General features: G+C 48.5%; 16 protein-coding genes. 12 read left to right on the top strand and 4 right to left on the bottom strand.

Annotated elements, in window-relative coordinates:
• Positions 1 to 52 precede the first annotated feature (52 nt).
• Positions 53 to 979 carry a bifunctional GNAT family N-acetyltransferase/hotdog fold thioesterase gene (locus BLS03_RS18890; protein ID WP_093277744.1) on the top strand — a complete coding sequence of 309 codons (927 nt, stop codon included), beginning with the start codon at positions 53 to 55 and terminating at the stop codon, positions 977 to 979.
• Here BLS03_RS18890 and BLS03_RS18895 read toward each other — a convergent pair.
• The 4 genes from BLS03_RS18895 to hslR form a co-directional block, all read right to left on the bottom strand.
• A complete protein-coding gene (locus BLS03_RS18895) occupies positions 949 to 2,946 on the bottom strand; it encodes an AsmA family protein (RefSeq protein ID WP_093277747.1) in 1,998 nt (665 codons plus the stop codon). The two genes, BLS03_RS18890 and BLS03_RS18895, sit on opposite strands and share 31 nt — an antisense overlap.
• A 133-nt stretch (positions 2,947 to 3,079) precedes the next feature.
• Complete coding sequence (gene pckA, locus BLS03_RS18900; protein ID WP_093277749.1) at positions 3,080 to 4,708, bottom strand: phosphoenolpyruvate carboxykinase (ATP); 1,629 nt, start codon at positions 4,706 to 4,708, stop codon at positions 3,080 to 3,082.
• Positions 4,709 to 5,050: 342 nt separating this feature from the next.
• Positions 5,051 to 5,914, bottom strand: a complete 864-nt coding sequence (gene hslO / locus BLS03_RS18905; RefSeq protein WP_093277752.1) for an Hsp33 family molecular chaperone HslO — start codon at positions 5,912 to 5,914, stop codon at positions 5,051 to 5,053.
• 29 nt (positions 5,915 to 5,943) lie between these two features.
• Positions 5,944 to 6,330 (bottom strand): ribosome-associated heat shock protein Hsp15, encoded by a 387-nt coding sequence (gene hslR, locus BLS03_RS18910; protein ID WP_093277755.1) that lies wholly within the window; start codon positions 6,328 to 6,330, stop codon positions 5,944 to 5,946.
• A 284-nt stretch (positions 6,331 to 6,614) separates the two neighbouring features.
• Between hslR and gspC the strand changes: the two genes are divergently transcribed.
• Genes gspC through BLS03_RS18965 form a run of 11 tightly spaced genes read left to right on the top strand, consistent with a single transcriptional unit; the run spans position 6,615 to position 17,195 of the window.
• Positions 6,615 to 7,568 carry a type II secretion system protein GspC gene (gspC, locus tag BLS03_RS18915; protein WP_245696737.1) on the top strand — a complete coding sequence of 318 codons (954 nt, stop codon included), beginning with the start codon at positions 6,615 to 6,617 and terminating at the stop codon, positions 7,566 to 7,568.
• Positions 7,569 to 7,604: 36 nt separating this feature from the next.
• Positions 7,605 to 9,632 (top strand): type II secretion system secretin GspD, encoded by a 2,028-nt coding sequence (gene gspD / locus BLS03_RS18920; protein ID WP_093277757.1) that lies wholly within the window; start codon positions 7,605 to 7,607, stop codon positions 9,630 to 9,632.
• A gap of 2 nt (positions 9,633 to 9,634) precedes the next feature.
• Complete coding sequence (gene gspE / locus BLS03_RS18925; protein WP_093277759.1) at positions 9,635 to 11,131, top strand: type II secretion system ATPase GspE; 1,497 nt, start codon at positions 9,635 to 9,637, stop codon at positions 11,129 to 11,131.
• The gene (gspF, locus tag BLS03_RS18930; RefSeq protein WP_093277762.1) at positions 11,131 to 12,369 is read left to right on the top strand and encodes a type II secretion system inner membrane protein GspF; all 1,239 of its coding nucleotides are present in this window, start codon (positions 11,131 to 11,133) and stop codon (positions 12,367 to 12,369) included. The genes gspE and gspF overlap by 1 nt, the downstream gene beginning before the upstream one ends.
• Before the next feature lie 40 nt (positions 12,370 to 12,409).
• Complete coding sequence (gspG, locus tag BLS03_RS18935) at positions 12,410 to 12,853, top strand: type II secretion system major pseudopilin GspG (protein ID WP_093277763.1); 444 nt, start codon at positions 12,410 to 12,412, stop codon at positions 12,851 to 12,853.
• A gap of 37 nt (positions 12,854 to 12,890) precedes the next feature.
• Positions 12,891 to 13,481: a type II secretion system minor pseudopilin GspH gene (gene gspH / locus BLS03_RS18940; RefSeq protein ID WP_093277766.1), complete on the top strand. Its 591-nt coding sequence runs from the start codon at positions 12,891 to 12,893 to the stop codon at positions 13,479 to 13,481.
• A complete protein-coding gene (gspI, locus tag BLS03_RS18945) occupies positions 13,462 to 13,842 on the top strand; it encodes a type II secretion system minor pseudopilin GspI (protein ID WP_093277769.1) in 381 nt (126 codons plus the stop codon). Before gspH ends, gspI begins: the two co-directional genes overlap by 20 nt.
• Positions 13,829 to 14,509: a type II secretion system minor pseudopilin GspJ gene (gspJ, locus tag BLS03_RS18950; RefSeq protein WP_245696738.1), complete on the top strand. Its 681-nt coding sequence runs from the start codon at positions 13,829 to 13,831 to the stop codon at positions 14,507 to 14,509. Before gspI ends, gspJ begins: the two co-directional genes overlap by 14 nt.
• Positions 14,481 to 15,518 carry a type II secretion system minor pseudopilin GspK gene (gene gspK, locus BLS03_RS18955; RefSeq protein ID WP_176765637.1) on the top strand — a complete coding sequence of 346 codons (1,038 nt, stop codon included), beginning with the start codon at positions 14,481 to 14,483 and terminating at the stop codon, positions 15,516 to 15,518. The genes gspJ and gspK overlap by 29 nt, the downstream gene beginning before the upstream one ends.
• Complete coding sequence (gene gspL / locus BLS03_RS18960; RefSeq protein ID WP_093277774.1) at positions 15,481 to 16,707, top strand: type II secretion system protein GspL; 1,227 nt, start codon at positions 15,481 to 15,483, stop codon at positions 16,705 to 16,707. The genes gspK and gspL overlap by 38 nt, the downstream gene beginning before the upstream one ends.
• Positions 16,704 to 17,195, top strand: a complete 492-nt coding sequence (locus tag BLS03_RS18965) for a type II secretion system protein M (RefSeq protein WP_093277778.1) — start codon at positions 16,704 to 16,706, stop codon at positions 17,193 to 17,195. Before gspL ends, BLS03_RS18965 begins: the two co-directional genes overlap by 4 nt.
• The last annotated feature ends 2 nt before the right edge of the window (positions 17,196 to 17,197 follow it).

Here is a 17,197-nt window from a genome sequence, read left to right on the forward strand (position 1 = left end):
AGACTGCCTAGCATCGCGGTGAAGTATGCTAAAAACAACTTAAGGGATGACTATGTTTAAACTGATTACGCCGAAAACCGATAACCAGCTCAACAAGTATTATCATTTTCGCTGGCAAATGCTGCGTGAACCTTGGCGTATGCCGATAGGTTCCGAGCGTGATGAGTACGACGCCACCAGTCATCACCGCATGATCACCGATAGCCGAGGCAGACCAATTGCCATCGGACGCCTTTATATTACCCCTGATAACGACGGCCAAATTCGCTATATGGCGGTGAAAGGTAATCGTCGCGACAAAGGCATGGGTTCGCTGCTGTTGGTCGCTCTTGAGTCATTGGCGCTGCAAGAAGGTGCCAAACGCCTAGTATGTAGTGCCCGTGAAGATGCGATCGCATTTTATGAGAAGAACGGTTTTGAGCGCCGCGGCGAACTCAATGATGAACGTGGCCCGGTGCGCCATCAACAGATGGTCAAACAGCTTAATCCGATGTCCAACGTATTGAGAAACCCTGAATGGTGCGCTGAGCTGCAGCAGCGCTGGGAAACTCAGATTCCAATCAGTGACAAAATGGGCATCAAAATCAATCAGTACAACGGTTATCAATTCGAATGCAGCGCTCAGCTTAACCCAAACCTTAATCCGCATAATACGATGTTTGCGGGTTCGGCATTTACTTTGGCAACGTTAACCGGCTGGGGCATGACTTGGCTGTTAATGAAAGAGCGTGGTTTAAGTGCCGATATCGTGTTGGCGGATAGCCGCATTCGTTATCACCATCCGGTGGAACACAGTCCTGTGGCATCGACCTCGATGGATGGCATTAGTGGCGACTTGGATCGCCTAGAGTCAGGGCGCAAAGCCCGAATTGTCATTCACGTAGTGATTTACAGTGATGATGTCGCAGCGGTCGAATTTACTGGTACCTATATGCTGTTGCCTAACTATCAATCCTTGATTGCATCGGGCGAGGCTTGAGCCTCATCGCTCGGCTGTTGAAGCTGAGTTTGCTCGTCAGCGGTTTCGTCGTTATCACTCGTTGACTCAGGCTGTTGCGGTTTGGAATCCAAACATTGTTGCGACTGAGGGCCGACAGAAATGGTTTGACTGACCACGTCGGAATGAAATTCACCGCACTGACCTTGAATCGATAGCGCGAGCGTGTTTGAACGGCGCGAAACCAAATCTAGGCTGCCTTGCAGTGATGCATTGGCGTTACCTGAATTGACTTCAATGCGCCCGCGGTCAGCGGATAACTGCAAATCATCAATCGAAAATTGACTTTGGGCGGGCGTATTCGCGCCATCGGCAATCTGTATTTGGCCTTGGCGAATCGCCGCTTTGAGCTCGCCAGATAGAGAATGAGTCAGCATCGATTGATCGCCAGCCAGGCCATTTAGCGTAGCGCTGAAATCAGCCAAACCTTGCAAGCTTACCGGAGTGGTAAAATAGCGCGCCAATGGCTTGATCGGCACGCCATCACCTTCCGCTGATAACTGCCATGGCTGGCTAATCGCATTTAAATCTCCATTGGCGGTAATATCCAAATAACCTTGTTCTAGCGGCACAAACAGTCGTGAAATACTCCAACGACCATGCTCAGCATTTAGTTCAATGATCGCCTGCGAACTCATCACTTGGTCATAGCTAAGATTATTGGCCGACAACTCCGCTTGGCCATCCCACAGCCCGATTTGATGGTGCTCGACTAAGCTAAGTTGTGAGCCGGAAGCATTAATTCCCGTCAGTTGCCAATAGGGTTCGCGCTCGGTTTGAATGATCTGACCGCGCTTGATATCAAGTTGGTCAAATTTGACGAAACTAAAGCCTCTTAACCATTGGCGCAGGGTTTGCGCATATTGCTGGCTGTGGTCGAGAATCTTAATGTCGCTGGCATGCAGCTGGTGGAACACCAACTCTTCGGGAGTAATGGTCGCCGAAAGCTGAACATTACCTTCGGCAAACTCACTATCAAAATCTTCAATTTGAATTCGGCGATCGGCAAATTCGAGTTTGGCACTCGGCTCAATCAGCTGTAATTGTTGGTTGTCGATGCTGTCGGCGTTAAACGACAACGAAGCGTGTTGCTGCTGGTACAAAGAGCGGCGCAGGTCGACATCTTCAATTGAAATATCGGCATTATTGATGCGATAGCCTTGTAGGCTAAAGCTGCTATTGAGTAAATCTAAGCTATTGATGTGAAATAGCTGACTGGTAAACGGTGACCATAAATCGATTAACGTTGGCAGTGGCTCATTTTCGGGTACGTTGAGATGATTAATGGTGGCATTGACTAAAGACCACTGCTGACCATATTGCTCCGCTTGGCCTGAAATCATGGCATTGCGCCAGTGAAATGAGCCGCCGTAGATAGTGCTATTTTGCGGCCGATATTCGGCATCAATGAGAATATCGCTGAGTGTTTCTTGGTTGATTTTCCACACCCCAGCAGACACTTGTAGGTTGCCAAACGGCAGAATTTGCTCGCTACTTTGCCATTCGGGATTGCGAACTTGCACGCTCAATTCATGAACTTGCCACTTTTCGCCGGTCAATTTTAAATTCTTAATTGCCAGCTGCTGCATACTCAATGGATGCAATTGTGGGCTGAATTGTTTGAGTTGATCGGTGGTTAAATCCATACCGTCGAGCAGGACGCTGTCGAACTGGACTTTGCGATCGAGTAGTTGTGAAATCGATAACCACACTTGGACTTGGTCAACATTAAGTGTTTGTCTGTCAAAATGAATCTGGGCGTGGTCAAACGTAAAGTGGGCTGGGTAGTCGTAGTGCACGCTACGGGCTTGGATATCTAGCGGAGAGTATTCGAGGACACGGTTAACTAAGGTCGTCGCGTACGGGGTGAACAGAGCAGTAAAAGCTGCGCCAATCAACACCAGGCTGACTATCAGCAAAATCACCACACCAGACCAGAGTTTTTTCATTCTTTCGTGCTACCTCATTCATCAGTTCAGCCTAGCTTGAAACATTTCTCCCGTCGCTTCAATAACAAAGCCCCTCAAAAGAGGGGCTTTAGTACTAATTTTCCGTTGAGGTCACTTAATCAGCTTGCGTGCATCAATCGAGTTGAGGGCCGGCACTGACTAATGATTTACCTTCTTGATTGTCGGTGTATTTTTCAAAGTTGTTGATAAAGCGCTGGGCCAAATCTTCCGCTTTGCTTTGCCATTGCAATGGATCGACATAGGTATCACGTGGGTCGAGAATGCTGGCATCCACACCTGGTAGCGCCGTTGGCACTTCCAAGTTGAAAATTGGAATGTGCTTGGTTTGGGCTTCTTCAATCGAACCATCAAGAATCGCATCGATGATGCCGCGAGTATCTTGAATCGAGATGCGTTTGCCGCTGCCGTTCCAACCTGTATTGACAAGGTAAGCTTCAGCGCCCACCGCTTCCATACGTTTGACCAACACTTCAGCGTATTTGGTTGGATGCAGAGTTAGGAACGCTGCGCCAAAACATGCAGAGAAGGTTGGCGTTGGCTCTGTGATACCACGCTCAGTACCCGCCAATTTGGCGGTAAAACCAGATAGGAAGTGGTATTTGGTTTGCTCTGGGGTCAATTTTGACACCGGAGGCAACACGCCAAATGCATCCGCAGAAAGGAAGATCACTTTATTGGCATGACCGCCTTTCGATACCGGTTTAACAATGTTGTCGATGTGGTAAATCGGGTAAGAAACACGGGTGTTCTCGGTTTTTGAGCCGTCGTCAAAGTCGACTGAGCCGTCAGGACGAACGGTGACGTTTTCAAGTAGCGCATCACGACGAATTGCGTTGTAGATATCAGGTTCAGCTTCTTTGGATAACTTGATTGTTTTTGCGTAGCAGCCGCCTTCAAAGTTAAATACGCCATCGTCGTCCCAGCCGTGCTCATCGTCGCCAATTAGCGCGCGTTTAGGGTCGGTTGATAACGTGGTTTTCCCCGTGCCAGATAAGCCGAAGAAAATCGCTACGTCGCCATCTTTACCCATGTTGGCGCTGCAGTGCATGGATGCGATGCCTTTAAGTGGCAAAAAGTAGTTCATCATCGCGAACATACCTTTTTTCATTTCGCCGCCGTACCAAGTACCGCCAATCAATTGCATGCGTTCAGTCAGGTTGAACACGGTAAAGTTTTCAGAGTTCAGACCGTGTTTTTGCCAATTTGGGTTGGTGCATTTCGCGCCATTCATGACCACGAAGTCAGGCTCGAAACTGGTGAGCTCATCTTCGCTTGGACGAATGAACATGTTTTTCACGAAATGCGCTTGCCAAGCCACTTCAGTGATGAAGCGAATGCTAAGGCGAGTATCAGGGTTTGCACCACAGTAACCGTCTAACACGAACAGACGTTTTCCTGAGAGTTGATCTGTAACCGTGTCTTTCAGGTCATTCCAGATCTCTTGAGTGATCGGCTTGTTGTCGTTTTTCACTGCATCAGAGGTCCACCACATGTGTTCTTGTGTGGTCGCATCTTTAACAATGTATTTATCTTTGGGTGAGCGGCCAGTAAAGATACCGGTGTCAACCGCGATTGCGCCGAGTTCAGTGACAACACCTTTCTCGTACCCTTCGAGGTGGGGTTGGGTTTCTTCTTCAAAAAGCAGGTCGTAACTTGGGTTACGCACCACTTCTTTGACATTGTGAAGCCCGTACTGGGAGAGGTTTATTGTTGCAGCCTTATTATGTTCCATAACGGTCATAGGTGCTCCTTATCGGAATTTTTGTAGGGAATTTAGTATTTTTAATAATGTTTTATTTTAGTTTGCTCATCATGCTAGCAACGGGCCTTTAGCAAAACAGGGAGGTAGTTCAAAAAATAACCACTATTTTACTGTGGGTTTAAGCGATCCGTCACATATTAGCCCTGTCAGTTTATCGTGTGCGCAAAGCATTGCGCTAGTGCTTGAGCATTATTAATTTTAAAAAAATAAGTACGGCATGCGGCCTTGTGGAATCAGGCTTGGCGGCGAGTGAGATCACAAAAAAAGCCAGCGAATCGCTGGCTTTTTGAATAAATTATCGTGCTTGATAAATTGTACAAATTAATGCATTTTTTTTCTGGATTGATCGACAGATTCAAACAACTCGTTCACTTGGGTTGCGTCAAACGAGTATGTCGTGCCACAGTAATCACAATGTAGTGAAATTGCGCCAATTTCTGCAACGATATCATTAACTTCTGAGCGTTCCAGCGTGACGATGGCAGAGCCACTGCGCTCGCGAGAACAGCCACAGTGGAATTCTACCGCTTGCGGTTCAAACAAACGCACCTTTTCTTGGTTGTATAAACGGTAGAGCAATTCGTTGGCTTCGAGAGTAAATAGCTCTTCATCTTTAACGGTGTTGGTCAACTGTTCAAGATGCTCGAAATCGTCGGCGCTGCCGGTACCGTCAGGCATGACTTGAATCAGCATGCCAGCGGCGTGTTTATCATCGCTACGAATCCATAGGCGCGTTTTAAGCTGCTCTGAATTGGCGAAGTAGTTTTCGATCACTTGAGTTAAGTTATCGCCTTCTAAACCAACCACACCTTGGTAGCGTTCACCTTGTTTTGGATCGATGGTGATCACCATGTGACCTTTACCCATCATCTCATGCAGCGTGGCGTTGTCGGCAATGTCACCTTCCCAACGAGCAACACCACGGACTTTTTGATCGTGGTCGCCGTTGATAACCGCGAGCGATACCGGACCGTCACCTTGCAATTGAATGGTAATAGAACCTTCAAATTTTAACGTCGCCGTTAATAGTGTGGTTGACACCAAAAGCTCACCCAACAGAGTTTGCAGCGCTGCTGGATATTCCTTGCTAGAAATGATTTGTTGGTACGTATCTTCCAATTGCACCAACTCGCCGCGTACAGATAAATCTTCAAATAAGTAGCGGTGTAATACATTGTTTGCCATGTGGCGATTCCTCTCGAGAATATTCCAGCTTATTGATGTTTAAATTTAATGATGTCGCGACGCTGCTTTTTATCCGGGCGACGCTCTGGGCTCGGATTGTGTGCGTTAAGCTTACGACGCTGTGCTTCTTGCTCGCGTTTTTCGATGCTGTCGGCGGTTTCGCTATACAGCGTTTGCGCTTCTGGCGCTCCGCGACGTTGATCAGACACTTTTTCGATAGTAACGGTTTTTTCTTCGTTACCTTGGCGCAGCGTAATCACCGCACCGAGTTCAACCATTTTACTTGGTTTACTGCGTTGGCCATTATAATGGACTTTACCGCCGTCGACCATGGTACGAGCAATCGAGCGAGTTTTGTAAAAACGCGCCGCCCACAGCCATTTATCCAAGCGAACGGCTTCGGTGTTGGAACCCATTGGCAAATATTACCTCTAAGGATGTACAGTGATGCCACTTTTGATAGATAACTAAACAATGGTGACAGCGCTCCCATTTTTCAAGCAAGATCTAAAAATCTACACTCGTCTCATACAATATGCTCAGAGTGGTATATTGTGTGGAATATTTTGTTTTGTAGATCGGCTATTAACTTAGTAGGATATGCACAACTTGAACAGCCTTGACTACTTGTATGAAAGGATTTGAACAAGTATAGGTCTGTGGTGTCACTATAGACTGAATTGACCACAAAGGAAGAAGCGTGAGTTTCCGCGATATAACAACCAATCCATTACAGTTCTTACAACCCATACTCAAAAATCAAGCCCGTTTGAGCCGCATAGCAACCTGTATCCTTGCGCTTATTACTGCATGGTTATTGGGGCAAATGGTGTGGTTATTTCTTCCCTCTTCCCCGATTTCACCATGGTCACCCAATTCTGGGGGCGCAGCAAATCATACGAAACCAAATCACCAAATCGATGTCTCAGTTTTGCAGCGCAGCAACCTGTTTGGTCGTTACCAAGAACAAGAGAAAAAACCTCAACCGAAAGTGGTACAAGATGCGCCTAAGAGCCGCTTGAATGTTACTCTGGTTGGTGTCGTTATCAGTTCTGTGCAAGAAAAGAGTCTCGCTGTGATTGCTAATCATGGCGAGCAAGCGACTTACGGTGTTGGTGAAGTACTGGATGGTACTCGCGCTAAATTGGTCGCCGTACACAGCGATCGCGTGATTGTCGAAAACGACGGTCGCAACGAAACTGTGATGTTGCAAGGCATCGATTACACTAAACGAACTTCGCCAAGCGCCCAGCGTGCTGACCCTGAAGATCGTGAGGTGCATAATAACGATGATCGCGAGCATGAAGAACAGGGTAACGCTTCAAAACCGAAAAATGACTCGGTTGCGACAACCTTGGATGAAGTTCGTGCTCAAATAAAAGAAAACCCACAACAACTGTTCCAATACATTCGCATGTCGATGGTAAAACGCGACAATGATGTGGTCGGTTATCGTTTAACCGCAGGCAAAAGCCCAGAGTTGTTTGAAGAAGTCGGTTTGCAAGATGGCGATATTGCCACCCAAATTAACGGCAACGATTTATCGGATCCAAAAGTGATGTCCGAGATATTTAAATCGATACCCGACTTAACAGAATTGAATTTAACGGTTGAAAGAGATGGTCAACCCTATGATATTTATATTGAATTATAAGATTAGCGCGTTCGTTATTCTTCCAAGGAGAACACAGTGAAGCATTGGCTCAATAAAAGTGCCTGGTTATTGCTCGGGAGCCTATTAGCTTCGCCAATGGCCGTAGCGAATGAATACAGTGCCAGTTTTAAGGGTACCGATATTCAGGAGTTCATTAATATCGTTGGCCGCAATTTGGAAAAAACCATTATTGTGGATCCTTCGGTGCGCGGCAAAATTGATGTGCGCAGCTACGATATGCTTTCAGAAGACCAATATTACCGCTTCTTTTTGAATGTCTTGGAAGTTTATGGTTATGCCGTCATCGAAATGGATAATGGTGTTCTGAAAGTCATCAAATCCAAAGATGCCAAAACCTCAGCGATTCCTGTGGTTGGCGACGACAGCGCTAAAGGCGATGCGGTCGTCACGCGTGTCGTTGCGGTGCGTAATGTCTCAGTGCGCGAGCTATCGCCACTTTTGCGCCAGCTTAACGATAATGCCGGTGCGGGTAACGTGGTGCACTATGACCCAGCCAATATCATCTTGATCACTGGCCGCGCTGCAGTCGTTAACCGTTTGGCCGATATCATCAAACGTGTTGACCAAGCCGGCAACAAAGACATTGAAGTGGTGGAGCTTAATAACGCGTCTGCTGCGGAAATGGTGCGCATTGTTGATGCACTAAACAAAACCCAAGATGCCAAAAACACCCCAGCATTTCTTGAGCCTAAGCTGGTGGCCGATGATCGCACCAACTCAATCTTGATTTCTGGTGAGCCGCAAGTGCGTGCGCGCCTCAAACGCATCATAAAGCAACTCGATGTCGAAATGGCGACCAAAGGCAATAACAAGGTTATCTACCTGAAATACGCCAAGGCCGAAGAGGTGGTCGATGTGCTGAAAGGGGTTTCTGAAAACCTGCAAGCTGAAAAAAGCGGTGATGGCAAATCATCGTCGAGCAGCAAAGGCCGTGACCAAGTGCTGATCGCAGCGCACGCGGGTACCAACTCGTTAGTGATTACTGCGCCGCCAGATATCATGCTCGCCCTGCAAGATGTGATTTCTCAGCTCGATATTCGCCGTGCTCAAGTGCTGATTGAAGCGTTGATCGTAGAAATGTCGGAAGGTGACGGTATTAGCCTTGGCGTACAATGGGGCTCGCTGGAAAGCGGTTCGGTCATTCAGTACGGCAATAGCTCGGCGCAAATTGGCCAAGTGATGGTGGGTTTGGAAGAAGCGAAAGATACTCAAACCGAAGAGAGTTACTGGGATTCTGACGACGACGAATGGGTGACTCGCCAATCAACCGAAGAAGGCGATTATTCAACCTTAGCATCGGCGCTATCTGGCGTGAATGGTGCGGCGGTGAGCGTGCTGATGGGCGACTGGACAGCGCTGATTGAAGCGGTATCCAATAACTCAACCTCAAACATTCTGTCTTCGCCAAGTATTACCGTGATGGACAACGACGAAGCGTCGTTCATCGTTGGTGAAGAAGTTCCGGTTATCACTGGTTCTGCCGCGGGTTCAAATAACGAAAACCCGTTCCAAACCGTGGATCGTAAAGAAGTCGGTATTAAGCTAAAAGTGACGCCACAGATCAACGAAGGCGACTCTGTGCAGCTTAAAATCGAGCAAGAAGTATCGAACGTTTTAGGTGCCAATGGTGCGGTTGACGTACGTTTTGCTAAACGTCAGCTCAATACCTCGGTGATGGTTAACGATGGTCAAATGATTGTACTCGGCGGTTTGATTGACGAGCGCGCCGTTGAAAGTGAGTCAAAAGTACCGCTACTTGGCGACATTCCTGTCCTTGGCTACTTGTTCAAATCAACCTCAACCGAAGTGCAAAAACGCAACCTGATGGTGTTCCTCAAGCCAACCATTATTCGTGATGGCGTGACGGCGGATGGTATCACCCAGCGTAAGTACAACTTCATTCGCGCAGAGCAACTGTACAAAGCGGATAAAGGTTTAACCTTGATGGATAACGACAACATTCCAGTGATGCCGAAATACGGTGATGACATGGGACATCCTGCGGAAATTCAAGCCTTTATCGAACAGATGGAAAGCAAATAATTATGAGTGAAACTCTCTCGGCCGCTGCCGCTTATCGCCGATTGCCATTCAGTTTTGCCAATCGCTTTAAGTTGGTACTGGAAACCAATCAAGAACAGCTGGTGCTGTACTATGTTGCACCACTGGCGGTTGAAGCCTTGCTTGAAGTACGCCGTGTTGCCGCCGAGAGTTTTACTTTAGTTGAAATTGACCGTGAAGCATTTGAGCTGAAATTAACCGCTGCGTATCAACGTGATTCGTCGGAAGCGCGTCAGTTGATGGAAGATCTTGGCGCCGATAAAGAAGACTTTTTCTCGCTAGCTGAAGAGTTACCTCAAGACGAAGACTTGCTGGAATCGGAAGACGATGCGCCGATCATCAAATTGATCAACGCCATGCTTGGCGAAGCGATCAAAGAAGGCGCGTCGGATATTCACATCGAAACCTTTGAGAAAATTCTCTCGATTCGTTTTCGCGTTGATGGTGTATTGCGTGAAGTGCTATCACCAAGTCGCAAACTGGCACCGCTGGTGGTATCGCGGATTAAGGTTATGGCCAAACTCGACATCGCTGAAAAACGAGTGCCTCAAGATGGCCGTATCTCGTTGCGTATCGGTGGCCGCGCAGTTGATGTGCGGGTTTCAACCATGCCGTCATCGCATGGCGAACGCGTGGTAATGCGTCTGCTCGACAAAAACGCCACGCGTCTTGATTTGCATAGTTTGGGGATGACGCCATCCACTCACGAAAAATTCCGCCATATCATCGAACGTCCACACGGTATTTTACTGGTGACCGGTCCAACCGGTTCGGGTAAATCCACCACTTTGTATGCTGGCTTGCAAGAGCTGAACAGCAACGAACGCAACATTCTCACCGTTGAAGATCCGATCGAATTTGATATCGACGGCATCGGCCAAACTCAAGTTAACCCTAAAGTCGACATGACCTTTGCTCGCGGGCTGCGCGCAATTTTGCGTCAAGACCCAGACGTGGTGATGATCGGTGAGATTCGTGACTTGGAAACCGCGCAAATTGCGGTTCAAGCGTCATTAACCGGTCACTTGGTTCTGTCGACCTTGCACACCAATACCGCGATCGGTGCGATTACCCGTTTGCGTGATATGGGTATTGAACCATTTTTGATCTCTTCATCGCTACTAGGTGTGTTGGCGCAGCGCTTGGTACGTACTTTGTGTTCAGACTGCAAACAGCCCTTTGCAGCCAACAAAGAGCAGAAACAACTGTTTGGCTTGGAGGAGCATGAAGAGCTGACGCTGCATCGTGCCCATGGCTGTGAGAAGTGTAATCACAAAGGCTACCGTGGCCGAACCGGTATTCATGAGTTGCTTTTGATTGACGATGCGGTGCAAGAATTGATTCACAGTGAAGCGGGCGAGCAAGCGATTGAACGTGCGGTGCGCGATCACACGCCAAGTATTCGCAGTGATGGCTTGTCCAAAGTCCGTCTTGGGATCACCAGCCTTGAAGAAGTGATGCGGGTGACCAAGGAAGTATAATGGCAGCATTTGAATACAAAGCGCTCGACGCCAAAGGCAAAACCAAACGCGGTGTCCTTGAAGGGGATAATGCGCGTCAGGTACGCGCGCGGCTGAAAGAGCAAGGCCTGATTCCAGTTGAAGTCGTTACCACCCGTTCGGGCAATAACAGCGGCGGTCAGCACAACAAAGCGCAACCTGCGGCGGTGTCTTTCAAACGTGGCATCAGCACGCCGGATTTGGCGTTGATTACGCGCCAGTTATCGACCTTAGTGCAATCGGGTATGCCACTTGAAGAGTGTTTGCGTGCGGTGTCTGAGCAATCCGAAAAGCCGCGTATTCGTAATATGTTGTTGGCGGTACGCTCGAAAGTCACCGAAGGTTATACCTTGGCAGACAGCCTTGGCGACTACCCCCATATTTTTGATGAACTGTTTCGCTCGATGGTTTCGGCGGGTGAAAAATCCGGTCACTTGGATGCGGTGCTAGAACGTCTGGCGGATTACGCCGAAAACCGCCAGAAAATGCGCTCTAAACTGCAACAAGCGATGATCTACCCGATTGTGCTGGTGGTGTTTGCGGTGTGTATCGTGGCGTTTTTGCTCGCGGCGGTGGTGCCAAAAATCGTCGGCCAATTTGTCCAGATGGGCCAAGAACTGCCGAAATCAACCCAATTTTTGCTGTCATCCAGTGACTTTATCAAGCACTGGGGGGTGGTGATTTTAGTGCTGGTAGTGATTGGCACTTACGTCGGTAAATGGGCGCTGAGTAAGCCCAATTTGCGTTTGAAGTGGGATCGCAAAATTGTTTCTATGCCATTGATTGGTAAGATTTCTCGTGGCTTAAATACCTCGCGTTTTGCCCGTACTTTATCGATCTGTACTTCAAGTGCGGTGCCGATTTTGGACGGCATGAAAGTCGCGGTTGATGTAATGTCTAACCACTACGTCAAACAGCAAGTTTTGTTGGCGACCGACAACGTTCGCGAAGGGGCGAGCCTGCGCAAAGCGCTGGAACAAACCAAACTGTTCCCACCAATGATGCTGCATATGATTGCCAGTGGTGAACAGAGTGGTGAGCTTGAAAGCATGCTCACCCGCGCAGCAGATAACCAAGATACAAACTTTGAGTCGACGGTGAATATCGCCTTGGGCATTTTCACTCCCGCACTGATTGCTCTGATGGCCGGCCTAGTGCTGTTTATCGTCATGGCAACCATGATGCCGATTCTAGAGATGAATAACTTAATGAGTGGCTAGGGCGACACCTTAAGGTGTTCGCTACCAATTGGAGAAACAAATGAAACGCATGTATAAGAAGCAGTCGGGCTTTACCCTATTAGAAGTCATGGTTGTCGTGGTCATTTTAGGTATTTTGGCAAGCTTTGTGGTTCCTAACCTGTTAGGTAACAAAGAGAAAGCCGACCAACAAAAAGCCATTACCGATATTGTCGCGTTGGAAAACTCACTGGATATGTACAAACTCGACAACAGTGTTTACCCAACCACTGACCAAGGCTTAGAAGGTTTGGTGAAAAAACCAAGCAGCCCAGAGCCACGTAACTACCGTGATGGCGGTTACATCAAGCGTCTGCCAACCGACCCATGGGGCAATGAATACCAATACCTAAGCCCTGGCGATAAAGGCACTATCGATGTGTTCACTTTTGGCGCAGATGGCCAAGAAGGCGGCGAAGGCATTAACGCAGACATCGGCAACTGGAATCTTCAAGATTATCAATAATATTTTAGGGCAGGCTCAGCCTGCCCGTTTTTCGTCTATGTCTCGCCCATGCGGTTTCACATTACTTGAAATTCTTTTGGTGCTAGTCCTGTTAGCCGTGGCGTCCGTTGCGGTCATTGGCACGCTTCCAACCAGCGCTTCCGACGTTGCCAAGCAGCAAGCAAGAAGTTTTTTTCAGCGTATCCAATTGCTTAATGAAGAAGCTCTGCTCAGTGGCAAAGAGTTCGGTTTGCGAGTCGACGAAAAAAAATCGCGCTACACCTTAATGCAACTTGGCGATAAAGGCTGGGAAGAACTCACTTTGAATGATATTCCTGCGGTCACTGAGCTGAGTGATGGCGTGGTGATGCAATTCGATTTGGGCAGCAGCGCTTGGCAAGATAAAGACCGCCTGTTTGATCCCAATGAAAGCTTGTTTGACGACGATAAATTTGCCGAAGAAAAGAGCGAGAAAAAACTGCCGGCACCGCAAGTTCTGATCACCTCAAGTGGTGAGATTACCGCTTTTACTTTGGCTCTGCATTTACCTCGTCAAGGGGTTAACGATGGCTGGCGAATCATCGCTCGTGAAAACGGCGCTATCGCAATTTTGGCGCCCGGAGAACGTGATGAGCAAGCCAAGTCATAACGCGCGCGGCATGACGCTGCTCGAAGTGCTGATTGCGTTGGCCATATTTGCTACCGCGGCGATCGCCATCATACGTTCGGTGAGCCAACACATTAATACCCTAACCTATCTGGAAGAAAAGACTTTCGCCTCGCTGGTGGTCGATAACCAGATGGCAAAAGTCATGCTTGGTGAAGGGGCTTTGACCAAGCAAAAAGGCAAAGAAGAGATGGCGGGTCGCACTTGGTATTGGCAAATTACGCCAGTGAAAACGGCCAATAATTTACTCCAAGCGTTTACGGTAAGTGTGGCGGCGAGCGAGAAAGGCGCGCCGATTTTGTCGGTCAGCAGTTATGTGGAGCCGCAAGATGCCAGCGAATAAACGTCAGCGTAGCCAAGGATTTACCCTTATTGAAGTGCTGGTGGCGATTGCGATTTTTGCCAGTTTAAGCGTCGGCGCTTACCAAGTGCTTAATCAAGTTAGCCGCAGTAACGAGTTGTCGCAGGAAAAATCTCAGCGTCTGAAAGAATTACAGCGGGCGATGATCATCCTCGATAACGATTTTCGCCAAATGACCGCGCGCACGATGCGTAGCGAAGGTGAAGAGCCATCAACCAAGTTGTTGTTATGGCAAGAATACTTATTAGATTCCGATAGCCAAGGCGTGATGTTTGCGCGCGGCGGATGGCAAAATCCCCAGCAGCAATTTCCACGCGGTGAAGTCACTAAAGTGGGCTATCGAATTAAAGACGATGTGCTCGAGCGAGTGTGGTGGCGCTACCCGGATACGCCAGCTGGCCAAGAGAGTTTAAGCCGTCCGATTTTGACCAAAGTGAAATCTTGGTCTATGAGCTTTTTTGATGGCAAACAGTGGCAACAAGAGTGGCAGCAAGACAATACTCTGCCCAAAGCGGTCGATATTAAGCTCAATCTGGAAGATTACGGTGAGATTGAGCGGATTTATCTCACCACTGGCGCGACCTTAACCAGCAGCGCTGACAGCGAAGAGGAGTCGAGTAGTGATACCTCGAGCAACAGTGACGACTAAGCCGCGTCAGCGCGGTGTAGCGTTGATTGTGGTGCTGCTGATTGTCGCTATGATGGCGACCATCGCCGCGACCATGTCAGAGCGGCTGTTTGGTCAGTTCCATCGCGCGCAAAATCAGGTCAGTTATCAGCAAGCCTATTGGTATACGATTGGCGCGGAAGCGTTAGCCAAAGTCGCGATTGAGCAGAGCTTCACCGACAGCGACACGATCAATTTGTCTCAACCTTGGGCGATTGAAGAACAAACCTATCCGCTTGATTATGGCGAGTTGAGCGGAAAAATGTACGATAAGCAGGCGTGCTTTAATTTGAATTCTTTGGCGAGCGTACAGCAGACTTCTAATCAGCAAACTGCGTATAAAACCGCAGTCTTGGAGCGCTTGTTGGAGTCGCTGGATGTGGAAAGCTATCAAGCGGAAACCATTGCCCATTCAATGCAGGATTTTATCGATAGTAACGATACCGTCGATACTATTTCTGGGGTTGAAGACAACACCTATGAAGCGATGTCGCCAGCGTATTTAGCACCTAACGGTTATATTGCTGATAGCAGCGAAATGCGGGCCGTGTATCAGGTGACTGGCGATGTGATGCAGAAGTTGGCGCCCTATGTGTGCGCCTTGCCAACCGATGCTCTTAAGATCAACGTCAATACTTTGGATGTCAGCCAAGCCAAGTTGCTCGCCGCGATGCTGGGCAGCAGCGCTGATGAAAGTGTGGCGCAAAACCTGATTCAAGGCCGACCTTATGATGGTTGGGCGCAAATCGATGACTTCCTCGCCAGCCCCGCATTGGCTGCGCTGAGCGATGATGATCTCGATGATTTAAAAGATCATGTCACTGTGGATAGCGCGTACTTTGAGCTTGATGCTCAGGTAAAGGTTAACGACTCAAGAGTGCGTATTCGCAGTTTATTATTTAGTGAGAATCGAGAAACTGCGACGGTGATTCGCCGTCGCTTTGGAGGAATCGGTGAACGAGTTTCTGATCGTTCGGCTGAGCAGCAATAAGGCTTCACCAGTCCAATGGCTGGCGTGGTCTGAGCAACAAAACGAGGTGATCGCCAGTGGTGAAATCCCGAACTGGGATGCCATGGCCGAGCTTGCCAACTACGCTCAGCTGCGTAGCGTGATTTTGCTGATCTCAAGTCAGGACGTGATCAACCATAACGTGGAAGTGCCGCCGGGTGGCGCGCGCCAGTTTGAACATATGCTGCCGTATTTATTGGAAGATGAATTGGCGCAGGATGTTGATGAGCTGCACTTTGCGGTGATTGGTAAACAAGCGGGCGAAGCCACAGTGTGTGCGGTTGAAAAACGCTGGTTTCATGACTGTTTGACCTATTTAAGCTCGTGTGGGCTGGCGGTTAAACAAGTGATGCCGGATGCGTTTGCGCTGCCAACGGTTGAAGGTATCAGCGCGGTTGAAATTGCTGACCACTGGTTAATGAAAAAGTCGCCGCAGCAGGCGATCGGTGTTGATGCCTCTTGGCTGCCGATCATCGCCAGTTCAGATTGGGTCAAAGATGGCGATGAATATCTGCCGCTGTTCGCGTATTCGCCGCTACCAGAAATAGCGCTTAATGAAGGGCAAGAGTGGCAAAACGTGGAGCCAGTGCTGGTGATGCAATTGCTCGCTCAAGGAGCTATCGCCAGCAAAGTCAATTTACTTACTGGCGAGTTTAAGCCCAAGTCTTCTCTCGGGCGCTACTGGAAAATCTGGCAAAAAACCGCGATTGCAGCGGGAGTGTTACTGCTGGTTTCGCTTGGCAATAACTGGTTGCAGCTACGTAATTATCAGGCGCAAGCCGATCAATATCGAGATGAAAGTGAACGTATTTTCCGCTCGGTCAGTGGTAAAAACCGCATTCCGACCGTCAGCTATTTGAAGCGCGAAATGGAAAGCCAAGTCAATTTGTTGTCCGGCGGCGGTAGCCAAACGGATACGGTTTTGAATTGGTGGATGAAGCTGCCTGAGGCGTTAAAAACAGTTAAAGACCTGTCGATCATCAGCATCAAATACGATAGCGGTCGTCAAGAAGTACAGATGGAAGCTAAGAGTAAAGACTTTGAAACTTTTGAAAAGGCACGCGAAGCGCTGTCGAACCAATTTTTGGTCGAACAAGGTCAACTCAACCGTTCTGGCACCTTAGTTAACGGTACGTTTGTACTTAAACAGCATACAGGAGCGAACGGATGAAAAACTGGATAGCTTTGGCTAGGCAGTGGTGGTCGAGCATCACCCAACGTGAGCAGCGCTTACTGATTTGCGGCGCCATTTTGCTGGTGCTTGGTATTTTATACTGGGGAATTTGGCAACCAGTGGCAGAGCAAGCCAAACAAGCGGAGCAACGCGCCGCCAGTGAGAAGCAGCTGTTGTCGTGGGTAAAAGAGCAAGCGAACACCATCACCGAACTGCGCGCTCAGGGCGGTAAAGCTTTTTCCAATCAGCCGCTTAACCAAATTATTTCGTCATCAGCACGACGCTTTAATGTCGAGTTAGTGCGCGTGCAACCGCGCGGTGACATGATGCAAGTTTGGGTTCAACCGATGCCGTTTAACCGTTTGATTGATTGGATCGCTTACTTGCGTGTTGAGCAAGGAGTCAACGCGATGTTTGTCGACTTAGATAAAGGCGACAAAGAGGGCGTGGTTGACGTCAAACGCCTGCAGTTTAGTAAAGGATAATT

Source organism: Vibrio xiamenensis (genome assembly GCF_900100015.1).
GTDB lineage: Bacteria > Pseudomonadota > Gammaproteobacteria > Enterobacterales > Vibrionaceae > Vibrio > Vibrio xiamenensis.

What these genes read in the sequence shown, in the direction of transcription:
- BLS03_RS18890 (WP_093277744.1), top strand. Translation starts at nt 53, where the DNA reads ATGTTTAAACTGATTACGCCGAAAACCGATAACCAGCTCAACAAGTAT.
- BLS03_RS18895 (WP_093277747.1), bottom strand. Translation starts at nt 2,946, where the DNA reads ATGAAAAAACTCTGGTCTGGTGTGGTGATTTTGCTGATAGTCAGCCTG.
- pckA (WP_093277749.1), bottom strand. Translation starts at nt 4,708, where the DNA reads ATGACCGTTATGGAACATAATAAGGCTGCAACAATAAACCTCTCCCAG.
- hslO (WP_093277752.1), bottom strand. Translation starts at nt 5,914, where the DNA reads ATGGCAAACAATGTATTACACCGCTACTTATTTGAAGATTTATCTGTA.
- hslR (WP_093277755.1), bottom strand. Translation starts at nt 6,330, where the DNA reads ATGGGTTCCAACACCGAAGCCGTTCGCTTGGATAAATGGCTGTGGGCG.
- gspE (WP_093277759.1), top strand. Translation starts at nt 9,635, where the DNA reads ATGAGTGAAACTCTCTCGGCCGCTGCCGCTTATCGCCGATTGCCATTC.
- gspF (WP_093277762.1), top strand. Translation starts at nt 11,131, where the DNA reads ATGGCAGCATTTGAATACAAAGCGCTCGACGCCAAAGGCAAAACCAAA.
- gspG (WP_093277763.1), top strand. Translation starts at nt 12,410, where the DNA reads ATGAAACGCATGTATAAGAAGCAGTCGGGCTTTACCCTATTAGAAGTC.
- gspH (WP_093277766.1), top strand. Translation starts at nt 12,891, where the DNA reads ATGTCTCGCCCATGCGGTTTCACATTACTTGAAATTCTTTTGGTGCTA.
- gspI (WP_093277769.1), top strand. Translation starts at nt 13,462, where the DNA reads ATGAGCAAGCCAAGTCATAACGCGCGCGGCATGACGCTGCTCGAAGTG.
- gspJ (WP_245696738.1), top strand. Translation starts at nt 13,829, where the DNA reads ATGCCAGCGAATAAACGTCAGCGTAGCCAAGGATTTACCCTTATTGAA.
- BLS03_RS18965 (WP_093277778.1), top strand. Translation starts at nt 16,704, where the DNA reads ATGAAAAACTGGATAGCTTTGGCTAGGCAGTGGTGGTCGAGCATCACC.